Below are 15004 nucleotides of genomic sequence, written 5' to 3'. Positions count from 1 at the left end.
GAGGAGGTGTGCGATGACCAGGCAGATGACCGAGATGCTCAAGGGCACGCTCGAGGGCATCGTCCTCGCGTCCCTGTCCGGCCGGCCCGCGTACGGCTACGAGATCACCGCGGGGCTGCGGGAGCAGGGATTTCCGACATCGCCGAGGGCACCGTCTACGCGCTGCTCGTGAGGATCGAGAAGCGCGGTCTCGTCGACGTGGAGAGGGTCCCGTCCGAGAAGGGGCCGCCGCGCAAGGTGTACTCGCTCAACTCGCAAGGGCGGGGGTACCTCGAAGAGTTCTGGGGGGCGTGGAGCTTCCTCGCGGAGCGACGGGAACAGCTCCGCGAAGGGGGCGAGCAAGCAGGTCCGATGTCGAAAGGAGCGGCTTCATCTCGAAGGTGATCGGGCCCAAGAAGCGCTGGTGGGCGTACAGGGCGCGGGTCAAGGAGCTTCCTGGGGGCCACCACGCGGCGGTCGAGGCGATCGAGCGCTACCCGATGCACTTCGTGCCGACCGACGGCGATGGCAACGCCGCGATGTTCGAGGACCTCGCCGACCTCTTCGAGCAGGCCGCGGCGGACGGGACGGCGATCCGCGCGATCGTCGGGGAGGACCCCGTGGAGTTCCTCGGAGCGTTCGCCCAGAACTACTCGGAGGGCGGCTACGTCCCCGCCCGCGCACGGAAGCAGCTGACCGAAGCCCTCGCTCGCGCCGAGGAAGCCGAGGCCTCGGCGTCATGACGGTCGCGATGGTCTGGCGCTTCGGACTGATCGCGCTCCCCGCCGCTCCGCCGAAGGCTGGAGACCCGGAAGGCCGGGCGGGCCGCGACCTCGACCTCACCGGCGAACCTGGGCGGGGTGGAAGCGGTGTGCCCGTGGCGCCGGAGCCGCGGGCCGCAGCCCCCGGCCGGTGACGCCGTAGCGGCGTGTGCGGGGCGGCCGCGGCTCCGGACGGCGCTTCGGCGCAACCAGTGCGGCGGCCGGTCGCTGTTTCCCGCCGATCCGGCCGTCTACGGTTCAGGTATGTCCTCTTCCCGTTCCACCGCAGACCGAACTCCCGGGCGCGCACCGGCCGGTGGCCCGGCCCCCTCCGGGCTGGACCGGGCGATCACCGGGTTGTCGCGGTGGTGGTGGATCGCCACCCCGCTCATCCTGTTCACCCCTGGGATCGCCCGCGCGATGGGTTTCCCGGAGGTGGGGCAGGAGTTCGGAGACAGGTTCGCACGGGCCGCCGCGGCCAGCGCGGTGGGCACCCCGGCCATCGGGTACGTGCTGGCGCACATCGGCGGTCGACGCCGGGCCCGAGGACGCTTCGCCGTCATGGCGGTGGTCTCCGCCCTCCCGGTGTTCTTCCTCTGGCTCCTCCTCGGCCCGCTCTCGGAATGCCCGGCCGGCCATCACTGCTAGGCGGTGCAGCTAAAATGGATCAAGGTGATGGCCGGTCATGCTTCGGGGGGCTGGGGGCTCACTGGCCTGGTGTCGATCCGAGGAGGCGGGCGAGTTGGCCGCTGTGGTTCTCGTTCACGGCTTGTACCACCGTCCCGAGCACTTCGCCGTGCTGGCGCAACGATTGCGGACCGCGGGAACCGAGGTCGTCGTTCCCGAACTCCACCGGGGCTCATTGACCGCTGACACAGCCGCCGTCCAGGCTGTCATCGAGGCACTGCCGGAGCCCCCCCATCGTGCTCGGTCACTCCTACGGAGGGGCAGTGATCACAGGAGTGCACGGAGCGGGGCACCTGGTATATCTGGCGGCCTTCGTACTGGATGTCGGCGAGAGCGCGGCCGGTCTGGGCGGTGCGTCCCCGCAGCTCCGCGACGCGATAGTCCCCGAGGCCGACGGCTCGACCAGTCTGCACCCCGAACGGGCCGTCCACACCCTCTACGGCGACTGCCCCGAACCCCTCGCCGCCCGGGCGGTCGGCCTCCTGCGTGCGCAGGCCCCCGGCTGCGGACGGGGAGTCCCGGAGCGCCACAGCTGGAAGCACACTCCATCCACCTACGTCGTCTGTGCACTGGACCGGGCCGTCGACCCGGGCCTCCAGCGGAGGATGGCCTCGCGCTGCACCGACGCGCGTGAGTGGCAGTCGGGCCACTCCCCGTTCGTGGGACAGCCCGATCTCATCGTGGAACTCGTGCTGGAACTGCTCGCAACCCGCACCCCGCCCAGGCGAAACGAAGGAGTCACAGCCACGCGCTGACGGCTGCGATGAGAACGATCGAACTTCGGCGGTCGGCACAGTTCTTCCGCGAGGCGTGAGCCGACGACGCAGTCGGTGCCCCGCTCGATCCGGCGGTGCGCCTCGGACAGCATCGCGTAGGTCTTGCCGACGCCCGGCACTGCGCGCCGAGGTGGATGCGGAGCTTGCCGCGCCCCATGATCCGACTCTTCTTCTCTGCCGATTGCCGATTGCCGATTGCGTTGGCCGATGGTGTTGCTGGTACCGGGCGCGGATGAGCCGCCCGATACCGGCGTGACGGCGACGCCCCGGCAGGGGACCGGCACCGGCTGACCGCACTCCAGGGCCTCGCCGCGCTCCTGGCCGTGCTCGTTGCCTCGGACCGGCAGGTGATCGCCGCCTTCCCGGACAGCGGCGGCTCGTACGCCGTCACCGTCACCCACCCGGCCCCCGAGGTCCCGGGTGGCGGCCGAAGCCCTGTGGCGTGACCGGGAGTTGTGGAAGCCGGGCGTCGCACTCCTCGAGCTCCCCTCGGACACCCGCACGCTCGGCCGGCCCGTTTCCGGCTACGGACGCGCACTGGCGCGGACCCGCCCGGACGTCCAGGTGACCGTCCTCATCCCGGAGACCGAACCCGCCCACCTGTGGCAGCGGGTGCTGCAGGACCAGCGCGGCTCCGTCGTCGCCCACGCCGTCCGCCGGGACACCGACGCGGTCATCTGCCGGGTGCGCTTCCGCCTCACCGGCGACGCCGGCTGACGCACCGGCATCAAGACGCCGACAGGAATCCAGTCGGACCCTCGCCATCGCGTGGGTCCGGCGGGATTCTCGTCACGTGACCAGCGACTGGCTTCCCGACCGCGGCATCCGCCGGACCGTGCGCGCCCTCGGGGCGGCCGGCCTGACCGTCATCGCCACCGGTGCCGCCCTCGAAGCCATGTGGCTGCTCGGCCTCGGCGTCTGGGGAATCATCGCCGCGATGGGCATCGAGATCGTCTACCGGCCCTGAGGGCGGGGCGCCGTTCAGGCCCGGCGCAGGGCGGAGCGGCCCGCGAAGCGCGCCGCGTCGCCCAGTTCCTCCTCGATCCGGATGAGCTGGTTGTACTTCGCCGTGCGGTCGGAGCGGGAGAGCGAACCGGTCTTGATCTGGCCGCAGCCGGTCGCCACCGCCAGATCCGCGATGGTGGTGTCCTCCGTCTCGCCCGAGCGGTGCGACATGACGGCCGTCCACCCCGCCCGGTGGGCCGTGGCCACCGTGGCCAGCGCCTCGGTCAGGGTCCCGATCTGGTTGACCTTGACCAGCACCGAGTTGCCGACGCCGATGCGGATACCCTCCCGCAGCAGCGCCTCGTCGGTGCAGAACACGTCGTCGCCGGTGAGCTGGCAGCGGTCGCCGACGCGGGCGGTCAGCTCGCGCCAGCCGTCCCAGTCGTTCTCCGCCATCGGGTCCTCGATCGAGACGACCGGGTAGGCGTCGATGAGCTTCGCCAGGTGGTCGGCGTGCTCGGAGGGGGTGCGGCGCACCCCCTCGCCCGCGTAGTCGTACACCCCGTCGCGGAAGAACTCCGACGACGCCGGGTCCATGACCAGGCCGATGTCCGCGCCGGGGCGGTAGCCGGTGCGCTCGATGGCCGCCACCACGAAGTCGAGCGCCTCCTCGGCGGTGCGCAGCGCGGGTGCGAAGCCGCCCTCGTCGCCGACGCCCGTGGAGTGCCCGGCAGCCAGCAGGTCGCGGCGCAGGGTGTGGAAGACCTCGCTGCCCATGCGGACGGCTTCGGCGAAGGTGTCCGCGCCCACGGGCGCGATCATGAACTCCTGGAAGTCCAGCGGATTGTCGGCGTGGGCGCCGCCGTTGACGATGTTCATCATCGGCAGCGGCAGGAGGTGGGCGCCGGCGCCGCCGAGGTAGCGGTAGAGCGGCTGGCGGTGGGCCGCCGCCGCGGCCTTGGCGGCGGCGAGGGAGACGCCGAGGATGGCGTTCGCGCCGAGTCGGGACTTCGTGGTCGTGCCGTCGAGCGCGACCAGCGCGGCGTCGAGGCCCGACTGGTCCGCCGCGTCCCGGCCGCGCACGGACGCCGCGATCTCCCCGTTGACGTGGGCCACCGCGCGGTCCACGCCCTTGCCGTGCCAGCGCGCGGGGTCCCCGTCGCGCAGTTCCACGGCCTCCCGGGCGCCGGTGGAGGCGCCGGAGGGGACGGCCGCGCGCCCCAGGGACCCGTCCGTCAGGACGACGTCGACCTCGACGGTGGGGTTGCCCCGGCTGTCGATGATCCGGCGGGCGGTGACGGTCTCGATGCGGGCGTCGCCGCTTCCGGCGGCCTGTTCGGACATGGTGGTTCCTCCCGTTGTCATGTGCCGGGGCCCCGGCTGCGACAGCGCTGGCGCCGGCCCCGACACCAAAAACCATACAGCAATGCTGTTCAGTTCTGCTGTACAGCATTGCTGCGCAGCAATGCTGTACAGGTCAGGTGCACAGCTTTGCTGACCAACGGGGTAAAGTGCCCTATGCCCACCTCGGAAGCCGCCGCCATCGCCGCCGAACTGCGCATCGCGATGGGCAGGCTCGTCCGGCGCGTCAAGGACGAGGACCGCATCCCGCTGGGCCAGGCCGCCGTGCTCGGCGCGCTCGACCGCAACGGCCCCATGACCACCAGCGACCTCGCCGCCGACCAGCGCGTGCGCCCCCAGTCGATGGCCCGGGCGGTGGGGCTGCTCATGGAGCAGGACCTGATCACGCGCCGGCCTCACCCCACGGACGGCCGCAAGTCCCTGGTCGAGCTGTCGGACGCGGGCCGGGCCGCGCTCGAAGCCGAGCGCGGCCGCAGAGCCGGCTGGCTCGCACAGGTCATCGAGGCCGAACTCACCGACGAGGAGCGGGCGTTGCTGGCACGGAGCACCGCCCTGCTGGAGCGCCTCGCCGCCCGCTGAGCCGTGTGCTGGCGTCAGTCGCCGACGTCCCGGTTGCGGAAGTCGTCCAGGGTCTCGCGCCTGACCAGCACCCGGGCCGTGCCCTCGTGTACCGCGACGACCGCGGGGCGGCCGACCAGGTTGTAGCCGGAGGCCATCGACAGCTGGTAGGCGCCGGCCACCGGTACGGCGAGCAGGTCGCCGGGGTGGACGTCGCCCGGCAGCTCCACATCGGCCGCGAGGATGTCGCCCGCCTCGCAGTGCCGGCCGACGACCGTGGCCGTACGGGGTCCGGCGGTCGAGGCGCGGCCGAGCAGGCGGGGCGCGTAGCGCACCCCGTACAGGGCGGGCCGCGGGTTGTCGCTCATGCCGCCGTCGACGGCCACGAACACCTTCTCGCCGGTGTGCTTGACGGCGAGCACGCGGTACAGGGCGACGCCGGCCGGCCCGACGACCGCTCGTCCGGGCTCGATGAGGAGCCGCGGTACGGCCAGCCGGGCCGCGCCGCAGCCCGCGACGAGCTCCGCGCGCAGCCGCCGGGCCAACGCGGTCAGGTCGAGGGCGGGTTCGCCGGGCCGGTAGGCGATGCCGTGGCCGCCGCCCATGTCCAGCTCCGGCAGGACGATGCCGTGCGCGTCGCGGATGCGCGCCATCAGCCCGACCATGCGGCGCAGGGCCACCAGGTACGGCTTCACCTCGGTGATCTGGGAGCCGATGTGGCAGTGCAGGCCGGTCAGTTCGAGCTGCGGCTGGCCCAGGATCCGCGAGACGGCGTGCTGCGCGCTCCCGTCGGTGAGGGACAGGCCGAACTTCTGGTCGTCCGTGCCCGTACGGATCTTGTCGTGGCCCCCGGCCGACACGCCCGGCACCACCCGCACCATGACCTTCTGGTGCCCCTCGGGGCCGACGGCGGCCGCGATCCGGGCGATTTCCGACGGCCCGTCGATGACGATCCGCCCGACGCCGAGGCGCAGCGCCGCCTCCAGGTCGCGCGGCGACTTGGCGTTGCCGTGCAGCACGATGCGCTCGGGCGGGAATCCGGCAGTGACGGCCAACTCCAGTTCCCCGGCCGAGCACACGTCCAGGCCGAGGCCTTCCTCCCGTACCCAGCGCACCACGGCCCGCGACAGGAACGCCTTCGCGGCGTACAGCACGTCTGCGTCGGGGAAGGCGTCCTGGTAGGTCCGGCAGCGCCCGCGCACCTCCCCCTCGTCAAGGACGTAGGCCGGCGTCTCGAACCGGTCGGCCACCTCCGCCAGCGACACCCCGCCGACGGCCAGGCCGCCGTGCGGGAGCCGCCGCGTGGACGCGGGCCAGATGGACAGATCCTCCGCGCCGGTGGCGACCTCGGAGAGAACGGCAATGGTCATCGGGACTTCCCCCTCAGAGAGCGCGGGCCGCGACGTCGGCCGTCCGCGCCGGCACCGGGGTGACGGCGGGAGCGGTGAAGGTCGGGTCGATCGTGAGCCGGCACCCGCCGAGCGGTGCGGCCAGGGCGCGCAGTGCGGACTCGGACAGCCGGATCCAGGGATGCCCCGCGCCGAGCGTCCTCGCCAGCAGATCGGGGCGGGTGAAACCGACGGCGGTGCGGTCGCCCAGAGGGGTGCGGAACATCCGGAGCACCACCTCCGCGGTACCCGGCCGGACGGGCACGTAGAGGGGTCCGGCCGGGACCCGTTCCTCGGGCTCGGGGTCGTCGTACTGGAACAGACACATGGGGCCCTCCTGGGGAACCACGAGTGGCGGATGAGGCCCCGGATGCGGGGAGGCGGTCCGGGGCACGGCAACGAAGCTATCCCCGCCTTCCCCAGCCCGGGGCCGCTCCGTAACGCGGCTCTTACGGCGACCGGCCGAGTCCATACGCATCGCTGACGGCCGGGGCGGGGGCGGGCGGCGCGGGGCGGGTCGGCGTCAGGAACCCGTCATGGTCGCGGATACCGGCGTGAGAGAGCCGTCAACAGCGCCCCGGGATCCTCCCCGGAGCCCTTTCATGTGAACCGGCACATGCAGAAGAAGGGAACGGAAGCCGTGGCGAGAGTCGTGGTCGGTGTGACGGGTACCCCGGGAAGCCCGACGGCGCTGCACAGGGCGGCGGCCGAGGCCCGCGTCCGCGGCGCGGAACTGCTGGCCGTCCTGGCCTGGCAGTCGCCCGGCGGCGGACTCGCAAGCCGCAACGGCTGCGGGCCCGCCGTCCGTGAGCCGCCGTCGCGGCCGCCCTGGGGTGCCAGCACGGTCCCACGGTCCCACCCGGGCCGCCGGGCCGGCATGCCCGGCCGCTCCGCCACCGCCTCCGCGTACACCGCCTCGCAGGCAGGCAGCGCGGACACCCGGTCGGCGTACCGCAGGCGCACCGCGTCCGCGCCGTTGCCGGGCGGTACCTCCAGCCGTAAGCGCGCCGTGTCGATGGTCGCCGACAGCTGCTGCGTGGCCATGCCGTAGCCGGACGCCCGCAGCACCTTGAAGCGGCTCCCCAGCGGCACCGGGGCCGGTGCCGCTGCCGAGGAGGTGACCGATGCATCGGGGAAGGGGTAGGCGGCCCACGGCGGGAAGCGGCCGGCGTCTGTCACACGTACGGTCCCAGACCCGGACGGCGGCTCACCGGGACCCGTGCTGCACACTTGTCGGACGTAAACGCGTCGTGCGGCTGTTCGGGGACGCCAGATCGAGGCAGGAGCACCTTGACCGACGCTACGAACCGCTGGCACCTGCGAGGGTCTGCCGGCCACACCTACTCCGGCGGGGAGGCCGGACGACTGCTGTGGCACCGGCGCGACTGGGCGACTCTGGACACCTGGTTCGAGAGCGACGCGGGACGGCTCTTGAACGTGGTCACCAACGGCCGACGGGCCATGGTCGTACTGCTGGACGGGGAGGGCGACCCGGGTGAGCACCTCGTGGATCCGCGCGCCGGGGGCACCTCCGACGGCTACCCGCTGTCCAACGGCCAGGTCGACAGCCACGCCGACCGGGACACCGTCCCCTTCGACGTGGCCGCCCGTGCCGTGGGGCACTTCATCGAGCACGACACCTGGCCCGCCGACGTGGCCGTCGAAGACGACCGCGGTGAATGACCGCCAGAGGCAGCGGCCGGCATGGCAGGATGGCGGAATGATCATCCGAAAGGCACATGCCGCGTAGGCCCCGGCCTGTCCGCAGGGGCCTGTGGGCAGGCCTGGGGCAGCTCCTGAAGGAGCGTGGTCCGGCCCCTGGCGACACCGTTCTCGCGCGTCCGCCCGCGCTGCCGAGGCGGATAGCATGGCTCCATGGGTGAGGGGACCGGGGGTGCCGGGGCGGATCTCGACAGTCAGGGCTGGAGCGCCACGCGCTCCTGGGTGGAGAAGGGGCTGTCCGGGGCGGAGCGCATCGACAGGGTCGTGCGGCTGCGCGGCGGCTGGACGTCGGAGATGCGCCGCCTGGACCTCTGCGGTCCGGACGGTCGGCGCTCACTCGTCCTGCGGTCCTTCGTCAAGCCCTTCTACGTGCGGCACGCGGAGGGCCTGCTGACCCGTGAGGCGGCCATCCTGCGCCTGCTCGCCGGCACCGACGTGCCCGCGGCCTCGCTCACGGCGGTGGACGCGACGGCGCAGTACTGCGACCACCCCTCCCTGCTGATGTCCCTGCTGCCGGGCACCGTGCGCACGGACGACCAGGGCGCCGAGGACCGCGCCGAACTGCTCGCCCGACAGCTGGTGCGCATCCACCGGCTGCCCGTGACCGCGTCACAACGGCCCCGCACCTACCAGGCCTGGGCCTCTCCGGAGCGGGTGACCCCGCCCGCGGCCACCGAGCGGCCCGAGCTCTGGCAGCGTGCGGTCGACGTCATCCGCCGGGAGCCGCCGGCCCATCAGGGCCGGTTCCTGCACCGGGACTTCCGTCCCGGCAACGTCCTCTTCACGGGCACCGGCGCCGATCTCCGGATCAGTGGCGTCGTCGACTGGGTGGAGACCTCCTGGGGCCCGGCCGACCTGGACGTGGCCCACTGCTCGACGGCCCTCGCCCTCCTGCACGGAGTCCCCGCGGGTATGGGGTTCGCCGACCGCTACGTCGCCGCGGGAGGAAGCCTGGCCGACGGCACCGCCCATCTCTACTGGCGGCTGCTGGACGCGCTGGGCTTCGCCCCGGACGCGGAGAAGGTCGCCGTCCCCTGGCGGGAACTGGGCCGCGCCGATCTCACGGCCCGCGTCCTGACGCACAGGCTGGAGGGCTACATCGAGTCCCTCTTCGAGCGCTACGCCTGAACCGTCACCGCGCGGCTCCGAGCGTCTCGTCCGCCGTCTCGAAGCGGTGCTCCGCCAGCTGCAGTTCCTCGTAGAGGTGGCCGAAGTACGCCGTCTCCGCCGTTCCCGTGAGGACCGCGAGCAGGAAAGCCACGCACCCCGTGTCGTGGTGCTCCCACATCGGGCCGCGCCCCTCGTTGTAGAGGACGGTCCACTCGTCGGGGTGCTGATCGGGCCGGGCCAGCCAGTACAGGAAGGCGCCCGTGCCCTCTTCGTGCGCCCACGGCAGGACCCGGGCCCCCGCCTCCAGCAGAGCCGCCGGCTTCTTCTCGCCCGACTCCCACAGATCGGCCAGGATCTCGTCCCGCTCCGCCCGTTGCGCGTGCAGGTCGCATTCGGCGTAGGCGGAGTCGGGGACCAGCAGCCAGAGCGTCTCGTCGAAGACGCCGTCGCCGTACGCCTCGACGAGCCGCTTGTAGTCGGCGGGCAGGGCCGTGCCGAGGGACTGCTCGGCCCGCGCCCAGTCCACCGTCGGCAACGGATTGGCGGACGGCGGCGGGCAGAGGTGGACGAGGGTGTCCAGAGCGCAAGCGGTCATGGAGCGGACGCTACCGGGACCCCGGCCGCCGCCCGCGATCGGGGCCGCCGGGCCGCCGTCCGCCCCGGCCGCCCGTCTGCCGGGCCGCCCCAACTGTTCAGCGAGATGGCGTCCTTGGCCCGGGTGACGGACTCCTCGGAGGCGGGACCACCGGGACTCTCGGTGGCCGGGGCCTGGTTGAGGGCGACGAACGGGCGCATCCGCTGCTCGTAGCGGGCGTACGCGGCGCGGTGGTCGCCGATGTCCCGGGCCAGGCAGTAGCTGGGTGCCCGGACCCTGTGGGGCCTGTACCGGAAGCACCCGTGGCTGGCCCAGGTCGGCTCCCTCACCCGCCCGTTGCTCGTGCCGAACCTGATGGTCCACGGCGACCGGATGCTGGGCGCCCTCGACGGCCGCGGCCTCGACCCGACGACGCTGTTCGACATCCACGTGCTGCTCTACAGCCATGTCCAGGGCGTGGCGGTGCACCTGGGGATGGAGGCGCACGCCGAAGCGGCGACGGGCCAGTCGGCGGAGCAATGGATGGACAGCCGGGCCCCTGCCCTCCGGGACCTGGTCGAATCCGGCCGCTTCCCGACCTTCGCCAAGGTGATCGCAACCTTCGAGGACGGCTACGACCTCCGTCTCGACGCGCTCTTCGAGTTCGGCCTCAAAGCCCTCCTCGACGGCCTGACGCCCGTGATCGAAGACAGGTGACCGGTCGCCCTTGAGCGCCTTCAAGATACTTCGCGGCCGCGTGCGCGGGCACCCGGCAGGGGAGTACGGCGCGGCGCGGGCAGCGGTCAGGCCGTGCACGTCAACCCCGACGAACGTGGGGGTGGCGGGCTGCCGTTCGGCCGGGGCACACCGCCTGCCGGGTTCCTACGGTCGGCGGCATGGATTCGATCAAGAGGTACGGGTGGGGCAGGCGGCTTCCGGTGGCGGTCGCGTCGGCCGGATCCGGGGCGGCCGCCCTGGTGTGGCTGGCGCCCGACAGGACACGGGGCACGGATGGAACGGTGCACGTCACCGGGGGCCTCTCGGCGAGGGCGTACCGGGCGGTGAACGGGGGAGTGACGGACGGGCCGGAGTGGGCCGGGACCGTCCTGGAGGCGGCGAGCGAAGCCACGTTGCTGTTCCTGGGCCTGCTGTCGGCCTGGCTCGTCTGGAGCGCGCTGCGCCGCCGTGACGCGCCCGGTCTGGCCGGAGCGGCGGTGGCGGCCGCCGCAACCGTCGTCGCCTACGGACTCAGCGAAGCCGTCAAGCTCCTCATCGCGGAGGAACGCCCGTGCCGAGCGCTGCCCGGGATCCCGGCCCTCGCATCGTGCCCGGGGCCGGGCGACTGGTCGTTCCCCAGCAACCACGCCACCCTGGCCGTCGCCCTGGCCGTCGGTGCGACCTTCATACGTCCCCGACTCGCCTTCCTGGCACTGCCGGTGGCGGCAGCGGCCGCCCTGCTGCGCGTGCTGGTCGGAGTGCACTACCCGCATGACGTCCTGGCGGGCGCGACGCTCGGCGCGACGACCGCGGTGACCGCATCGCTCCTCCTGTTGCCGATGGCCGCGCGGGCGGTGTCAGCCTTCCTCGCGACGCGGGCGGTCGGACGGCACCGGGGCCACACCGGCCTCGTGCGCGACCACGGCCGCCGCGGCCCGGTTGTCGACGCCCAGGCGCGCGAGGATCGAGCTGACGTGGGCCTTCACCGTCCCCTCCGCCAGACGCAGGCGGCGCGCGATCTGCCCGTTGGACAGACCGCTGCCGAGGAAGCCGAGCACGTCACGCTCTCGGGGCGTCAGGGCCCCGACCCGCGCCCGGGCCGCGGAGCGGCGGCCGGCCGCGGCCCCCGCACCGCCGGCGGCGAGGTGCGCGACGACCCGGGCTGCGACCTTCGGTGAGAGGTAGGCGGCGCCGTCCGCCACCGCCCGGATGCCGGCGATCAGTTCCTCCGGGTCACCGGACTTGATCAGAAATCCGGTGGCGCCTTCGCCCAGGGCCCGCAGGATGTACTCGTCCTCACCGAAGGTCGTCAGCATCACGACTCCCGTTTCGGGGACGGTCCTGCGGATCTCGGCGGCGGCCTCCATACCGCCGGTCCCCGGCATCCGGATGTCGAGCACCGCCACCTGCGGGCGGTGGCGCTGGACGAGCTCCACCGCCTGGCGGCCGTCGGACGCCTCGGCGACGACGGTGATGCCGGGGTCGGTGGCGGTGGCGACGATCGCACGGACACCCGCGCGGACCATGGGTTCGTCGTCGGCGATCAGGATGCGGATCATCGGACGGCCCCTCCGGTGTACTGGTCGGTGGAGACCAGGCGGTCGGCCCGGAAGCAGAGACGGTAGACGTCCCCCGAGCGGTCGTCGAAGGGGTCGCCGGTCTGTACGTAGAACTCGCAGACCGCACCCTGCGGTGCGGGCACGGGCGCTGCCGGGCGGCGGGTCGTCTGGCGCTCGGGCAGGTACGGCGCCACATCCGCGCGCGGCATGCCCGTGTACAGGAGGGCGTAGTCATCGGGGACGAGTACGGACTGCCGTGCCGTCACGGTGTCCCACACCCGTATCCCGCCGATGAGCAACGCGGTGGTGCACAGCGGCACCAGCACGGCCGCGGCGGCGGTACGGCCCAGCCGGCGACGGGCCCTGCGGTGCTCGGGAGGCAGTATCACGCCGGCCGGATCGCCGGCGTCGGCGCCCCGCGGCGGGGGCACGGCCCCCGGACGGTGCGGGAGCACGGCCCGGACGGCGAACCCGTCGCCCTCGGGCCCCGCCCCGAACGTGCCGCCGGCCAGCCGGACGCGTTCGTCGAGGCCGATGAGTCCGAAGCGGTGGTTCCCGTCGGGTACGGGGCGGGCCGCGGGGTGGTGGTGCGCAGCAGGGGCGCGGGGCGACGGTACCGGCTCGTTCCGCACACTGATCTCGGTCCGTCCGCCCAGGTGCCGGACGAGGACGGACGCCCGGTGTCCGGGCGCGTGCTTGGCCACGTTCGTCAGCGACTCCTGGACGACACGCTGCACGGCCCGCTCGACGGCGGGCAGCGCGACGCCGCCTGCCGGGCGGCCCTCCACGCGCAGGCGGACGTCGAGTCCCGCCGCGGCCGCCCGGTCCACCAGATCCTCGAGATCGGTGCGCCCGGCATCGGGCCCGGCCCCCGGAGCGCCCTCCGAAGGCTCGCGCAGAACGCCGATCACCTCGCCGAGCCGGTCGACGGCGGATCCCGCCCTGGCACGGATGCCCCCGGCGGTGGCCCGGTGTTCCTCGGACAGCCCGGGGGCCAGCTTCAGCGCCCCCGCGGAGAGGGCGATGAGGCTGAGGTCGTGGCCGAGGAGGTCGTGCATGTCCTGCGCGATCCGGGTCCGCTCGCGCAATCGAGCCTGCTCGGCGACCAGGTGCTGTTCCCGCTCCAGCCGGGCGGCCCGCTCCCAGCCGGCCCGCACCAGTTCGCGGTGCTGGCGCAGGAACCGGCCCGCGAACCACGGCAGCATGCCGGCCACGAGTAGCAACCCCACGAACCGGCTGGCCCAAGCCAGCCAGGCCGGCACCAGGAGCACGGCCAGGACGGCGGCCGCGAGCACTCCGGCCAGGGCCGCCGCGGTACTCCGGTTGCGCCCCGGCTGCCAACCCGCCAGGAAGGCGCAGACCGCCGCCGGTACGCCCCACCACAGGGTGACGACACCTGTTCCGACGGCCGCCACCGCCCCGACGAACAGCCCTGCGGACAGTACGGGTGCCGGCACGGCCCGGGCCTTGATGATCACTGTTCTCACGAACGGGACCCTACGGACCCGCAAGCCCCCGCGGCACTGCCGAAAGTCCCGTGCGCGGGGCTGTCACATCCGGCGGGCCCGGTCGGTCTCTGCTGCAAGGGGCGACGACGAAAGGGAAAGCCGATGAAGACTCTGCTCGTATGCACGTCCGTATCCCACGGCAATACCCGGCGCGTGGCGGAGGCGATGGCCGAGGTGCTCGGCGCGCGCGTGGTCGCGCCGCAGGAGGTGGCGGTCGCGGACGCGGCGGGCTACGACCTGGTGGGCTTCGGGTCCGGTGTGTTCTCGCAGCGGATGCACGCGGACCTGCTCGCGTTCGTGCGCGCTCTGCCGAAGTCGTCGGGGCGGGCTTTCGTGTTCGCCACGAGCGGCCTGCCGGAGCTCCCGTTCGCGCCGTTCACCCGGCCGCTCGTACGGCTTCTGGAGGGCAGGGGGCTCGCCGTCGAAGGCACCTTCACCTGCCGCGCCTTCGACACGTGGGCGCCCTTCAGGCCGGTCGGCGGCATCAACAAGCAGCGGCCGAACGCGGGCGACCTGACGGCCGCCCGCGCGTTCGCCGGGCGGCTCGCGGAATGAATCCGCGCCCCCGCCGACCGGGTGGGCCCTCAGGCGCGGCAGCGCAGCATCTCGAGCGGCGGGTTGGCGTGGAAGTCCGTCCAGAACTCCGCGTCGAACTCGCGCTCGCCGGCCTCCGACACCGTCAGCGGCACCCAGGCCAACTCGCTGAATCCGGCTGCCTGCAGGCACTTCTCGTACACGTCGCGGCGCGGCCGGTTGGCGATGAACGAGACCGGCGGGTCGAGCAGGGCCGTGGTCCGGACCTGCGGCCCGGTCTCGACTTCCACGCCCGTGAGTTCGCTGCGGAAGCCGTACCGCTCCGGAGTGGGCCCGTCGAAGCGGAAGTCGGGCGACTGGTTGAGCAGGAAGAGCTCGCCGCCGGGCTTCAGGCCGCGGTGCAGGGCGCGGCACATCCGTTCCGTGGTGGCGATGTCCTCCGCGTAGTTGAGCAGCTGGACGGCCAGGCCGATGTCGAAGCGCTGCGCGATGGGCCGCAGTTCGGCCACATCGCCCACCTCGTAGCGCACGCCCAGCGGATCGGCGTCCTCCAACTGCTCCGCCACGGCGATCATTTCACCGGAGATGTCGATGCCCAGCACCTCCGCGGCCCCGCGCCGCTTGAACTCCCGGCTGTAGAAGCCGGTTCCGGACGCCAGGTCGATGACCGACTTGCCGCGCACGTCCCCGACCAGCGCCAGGAAGCTGGGTACCACCGCGTACTGTTCCAGGGGCAGGGCCTTGAACCCCTCGTATGCCTCGCCGATCTCGTCGTACTGCTGCTGCGCGCTCATGATGGTGTCCTCCCCGTTGCGACATGCTTC

At 73.0% G+C, this 15004-nt stretch carries 18 protein-coding genes and 5 pseudogenes; 13 read left to right on the top strand and 10 right to left on the bottom strand.

The window, feature by feature from the left end:
• Positions 1-13 precede the first annotated feature (13 nt).
• The 5 genes and pseudogenes from OHA91_RS04610 (at position 14) to OHA91_RS04590 (ending at position 2182) form a co-directional block, all read left to right on the top strand.
• Positions 14-384 (top strand): annotated as a pseudogene (locus OHA91_RS04610) (PadR family transcriptional regulator).
• A complete protein-coding gene (locus OHA91_RS04605) occupies positions 381-722 on the top strand; it encodes a DUF1048 domain-containing protein (protein ID WP_266495004.1) in 342 nt (113 codons plus the stop codon). Before OHA91_RS04610 ends, OHA91_RS04605 begins: the two are co-directional and overlap by 4 nt.
• Complete coding sequence (locus OHA91_RS04600; RefSeq protein WP_328738652.1) at positions 719-895, top strand: hypothetical protein; 177 nt, start codon at positions 719-721, stop codon at positions 893-895. The genes OHA91_RS04605 and OHA91_RS04600 overlap by 4 nt, the downstream gene beginning before the upstream one ends.
• Before the next feature lie 109 nt (positions 896-1004).
• A complete protein-coding gene (locus OHA91_RS04595; protein WP_266495006.1) occupies positions 1005-1388 on the top strand; it encodes a hypothetical protein in 384 nt (127 codons plus the stop codon).
• Positions 1389-1482: 94 nt separating this feature from the next.
• Positions 1483-2182: pseudogene (locus OHA91_RS04590) on the top strand (alpha/beta hydrolase).
• Positions 2183-2241: 59 nt separating this feature from the next.
• Here OHA91_RS04590 and OHA91_RS39825 read toward each other — a convergent pair.
• A pseudogene (locus OHA91_RS39825) lies at positions 2242-2360 on the bottom strand (sensor histidine kinase KdpD); the annotation flags it as partial.
• A 226-nt stretch (positions 2361-2586) separates the two neighbouring features.
• Here OHA91_RS39825 and OHA91_RS04585 point away from each other — a divergent pair.
• Together OHA91_RS04585 and OHA91_RS04580 are read left to right on the top strand one after the other, a co-directional pair.
• Positions 2587-2920, top strand: a pseudogene (locus tag OHA91_RS04585) (amino acid permease); the annotation flags it as partial.
• Between the two features lie 76 nt (positions 2921-2996).
• Positions 2997-3170, top strand: a complete 174-nt coding sequence (locus tag OHA91_RS04580) for a hypothetical protein (protein ID WP_266495013.1) — start codon at positions 2997-2999, stop codon at positions 3168-3170.
• 14 nt (positions 3171-3184) lie between these two features.
• On the opposite strand, the gene eno is transcribed toward OHA91_RS04580, so the two are convergent.
• On the bottom strand, positions 3185-4492 hold the full coding sequence (gene eno, locus OHA91_RS04575; protein ID WP_328738651.1) for a phosphopyruvate hydratase: 1308 nt from the start codon (positions 4490-4492) through the stop codon (positions 3185-3187).
• 174 nt (positions 4493-4666) lie between these two features.
• On the opposite strand from eno, the gene OHA91_RS04570 reads away from it, so the two are divergent.
• On the top strand, positions 4667-5089 hold the full coding sequence (locus tag OHA91_RS04570) for a MarR family winged helix-turn-helix transcriptional regulator (protein ID WP_266495018.1): 423 nt from the start codon (positions 4667-4669) through the stop codon (positions 5087-5089).
• A gap of 14 nt (positions 5090-5103) precedes the next feature.
• Here OHA91_RS04570 and lysA read toward each other — a convergent pair whose 3' ends face one another.
• The 3 genes from lysA to OHA91_RS39820 form a co-directional block, all read right to left on the bottom strand.
• The gene (lysA, locus tag OHA91_RS04565) at positions 5104-6438 is read right to left on the bottom strand and encodes a diaminopimelate decarboxylase (RefSeq protein WP_328738649.1); all 1335 of its coding nucleotides are present in this window, start codon (positions 6436-6438) and stop codon (positions 5104-5106) included.
• 13 nt (positions 6439-6451) lie between these two features.
• Positions 6452-6784 (bottom strand): SAV_915 family protein, encoded by a 333-nt coding sequence (locus OHA91_RS04560; protein ID WP_266495023.1) that lies wholly within the window; start codon positions 6782-6784, stop codon positions 6452-6454.
• 272 nt (positions 6785-7056) lie between these two features.
• On the bottom strand, positions 7057-7635 hold the full coding sequence (locus OHA91_RS39820) for a hypothetical protein (protein WP_408059151.1): 579 nt from the start codon (positions 7633-7635) through the stop codon (positions 7057-7059).
• 111 nt (positions 7636-7746) lie between these two features.
• On the opposite strand from OHA91_RS39820, the gene OHA91_RS04545 reads away from it, so the two are divergent.
• Both OHA91_RS04545 and OHA91_RS04540 read left to right on the top strand, forming a co-directional pair.
• Complete coding sequence (locus tag OHA91_RS04545) at positions 7747-8139, top strand: hypothetical protein (RefSeq protein WP_328738648.1); 393 nt, start codon at positions 7747-7749, stop codon at positions 8137-8139.
• Positions 8140-8331: 192 nt separating this feature from the next.
• On the top strand, positions 8332-9306 hold the full coding sequence (locus OHA91_RS04540; protein ID WP_328738647.1) for a phosphotransferase family protein: 975 nt from the start codon (positions 8332-8334) through the stop codon (positions 9304-9306).
• A gap of 4 nt (positions 9307-9310) precedes the next feature.
• Here OHA91_RS04540 and OHA91_RS04535 read toward each other — a convergent pair whose 3' ends face one another.
• The gene (locus tag OHA91_RS04535; RefSeq protein WP_328738646.1) at positions 9311-9883 is read right to left on the bottom strand and encodes an SMI1/KNR4 family protein; all 573 of its coding nucleotides are present in this window, start codon (positions 9881-9883) and stop codon (positions 9311-9313) included.
• On the bottom strand, positions 9880-10212 hold the full coding sequence (locus OHA91_RS04530) for a hypothetical protein (RefSeq protein ID WP_328738645.1): 333 nt from the start codon (positions 10210-10212) through the stop codon (positions 9880-9882). The genes OHA91_RS04535 and OHA91_RS04530 overlap by 4 nt, the downstream gene beginning before the upstream one ends.
• Between OHA91_RS04530 and OHA91_RS04525 the strand changes: the two genes are divergently transcribed.
• Positions 10145-10579: a TetR/AcrR family transcriptional regulator C-terminal domain-containing protein gene (locus OHA91_RS04525; RefSeq protein WP_328741078.1), complete on the top strand. Its 435-nt coding sequence runs from the start codon at positions 10145-10147 to the stop codon at positions 10577-10579. The genes OHA91_RS04530 and OHA91_RS04525 overlap by 68 nt on opposite strands.
• 179 nt (positions 10580-10758) lie before the next feature.
• Positions 10759-11340: pseudogene (locus OHA91_RS04520) on the top strand (phosphatase PAP2 family protein); the annotation flags it as partial.
• Between the two features lie 96 nt (positions 11341-11436).
• Here OHA91_RS04520 and OHA91_RS04515 read toward each other — a convergent pair.
• Both OHA91_RS04515 and OHA91_RS04510 read right to left on the bottom strand, forming a co-directional pair.
• Entirely contained in the window at positions 11437-12138 is a 702-nt protein-coding gene (locus OHA91_RS04515) for a response regulator transcription factor (protein WP_328738644.1), read from the bottom strand.
• On the bottom strand, positions 12135-13625 hold the full coding sequence (locus tag OHA91_RS04510; RefSeq protein WP_328738643.1) for a sensor histidine kinase: 1491 nt from the start codon (positions 13623-13625) through the stop codon (positions 12135-12137). Before OHA91_RS04510 ends, OHA91_RS04515 begins: the two co-directional genes overlap by 4 nt.
• Before the next feature lie 123 nt (positions 13626-13748).
• Here OHA91_RS04510 and OHA91_RS04505 point away from each other — a divergent pair, with 123 nt between their 5' ends.
• A complete protein-coding gene (locus tag OHA91_RS04505; RefSeq protein WP_328738642.1) occupies positions 13749-14201 on the top strand; it encodes a flavodoxin family protein in 453 nt (150 codons plus the stop codon).
• A 29-nt stretch (positions 14202-14230) separates the two neighbouring features.
• On the opposite strand, the gene OHA91_RS04500 is transcribed toward OHA91_RS04505, so the two are convergent.
• Complete coding sequence (locus OHA91_RS04500; protein ID WP_266496884.1) at positions 14231-14974, bottom strand: class I SAM-dependent methyltransferase; 744 nt, start codon at positions 14972-14974, stop codon at positions 14231-14233.
• Between the last annotated feature and the right edge of the window lie 30 nt (positions 14975-15004).

The organism is Streptomyces erythrochromogenes, assembly GCF_036170895.1.
Classification (GTDB): domain Bacteria; phylum Actinomycetota; class Actinomycetes; order Streptomycetales; family Streptomycetaceae; genus Streptomyces; species Streptomyces erythrochromogenes.
Note: the sequence above shows the minus strand (reverse complement) of the source record. Positions and strands in the feature narration are given on the sequence as shown.